Raw genomic sequence first — 1,376 nt, 5'->3', positions numbered from 1 at the left:
CTGATGAGCGGTGTCACATCATTGCTATCGGCCAAGGTATCAAGAGTGATGGTCGGTGCGGTGATGTCTATTTCACCCGTCGCACTGGCTGTTGCTGGGTTACCTGCTTGATCGCTTACTGTTGCAGTAACCGTGTATTCTCCTTCCGCTAGCAGTGTACTCGCCGCCACTGACCAGGTACCATTGCTTTGCATTAAAGTGGTCACTGTGTGGCTGTTGTTGTTTGCATCGGTAAAGACCACTGTGACTGTACTGCCTTGCGGTGCACTGGCTGTGCCGCTGACTGTCGGCGTGGTGTCATTGGTGACAGCTAACGCATTAATGTCAATCGCTGGCATGGTGGTATCGATAATACCTGTTCGTGTGGCCGTTCCATCAATGCCGTTTTCTGTCACGGTCGCGGTGACTGTAAAGTCCCCTTCAGCCAAGTCACTACTTGCTGTGACTGCCCATGTTCCGCCATTAACCGTGGTCGTTAATGTTTCTACTGGGTTGATACCATCGTCAATCACCACGGTCACTAAACTACCATTGACTGCATCACTGGTGCCGTTAATGGTCGGTGTCGTGTCATTGGTTTCGCCAATGGCATTAATGGTGATACTCGGTGCGGTGGTATCAAGCACCGCGGTGTCATTGGCGGTTGTTTCATTACCCGCAGCATCGGTAATACTGGCGTCAATGCTGATACTGCCATTATTTAGTGGGCTTGGCACATCCGCTGACCATGTGCCATCCCCCAGTACCGTGGCTGTAAAGGTGTAGGTGTTTGTGCCGTCTGAAACACTTAAGTTAACCACACTGCCCGCAGGCTCATTGCTGGTACCACTGATTGTTGGAGTATCGTCATTGGTGGTACCCAAGCTGTCTATCGCTAAGCTAGGTGGCAATGTATCAATGCTGCCACTGCCTGTATCAGTACCAACATTGCCTGTCGCATCAATAATTGTGGCCGTTACTGTATAAGCGCCATCGGGTAAGCTCGGTGCTGTGGCTTGCCACGACCCATCGGCTTGCACTGTGGCTGTAACGGTCTGTGTATCGCTGTTGCTATCTACAATAGATAAGCTCACTACCGTCCCTGCTGGCTCAGTAGAAGTGCCCGTAATAAGCGGCGTACTGTCATTACCCAAACCATTGTCGTTAACCACCACCACTGGGGCTGTCGTATCGATAGAGCCACTGGCATTGACCGTCGTTGGATTACCCGCTTCATCACTAATTGTAGCTGACACGGTGTAATCACCTTCGGCGAGTCCATTAGGCACTTCAACACGCCAATCACCATTACTGTCAACGGTTGCGGTCAGTGTTTGTACGGTGCCATCATTATCTGTCACCGTTACTGTAACAGTACCACCTATTTCATTACTGCG

The 1,376-nt window shown here is 50.9% G+C and carries 1 protein-coding gene; it reads right to left on the bottom strand.

The window, feature by feature from the left end; all coding sequences use genetic code 11:
• Positions 1-1,376, bottom strand: a 1,376-nt coding sequence (locus tag HUS62_RS22235) for an Ig-like domain-containing protein (protein WP_175081188.1), incomplete at both ends; no start/stop codon positions are given.

The sequence above is a fragment of the Pseudoalteromonas sp. 0303 genome, from assembly GCF_013349995.1.
Taxonomy (GTDB): domain Bacteria; phylum Pseudomonadota; class Gammaproteobacteria; order Enterobacterales; family Alteromonadaceae; genus Pseudoalteromonas.
The sequence above is the reverse complement of the archived record's forward strand: the minus strand, read 5'-3'. Positions and strand labels throughout refer to the sequence as shown.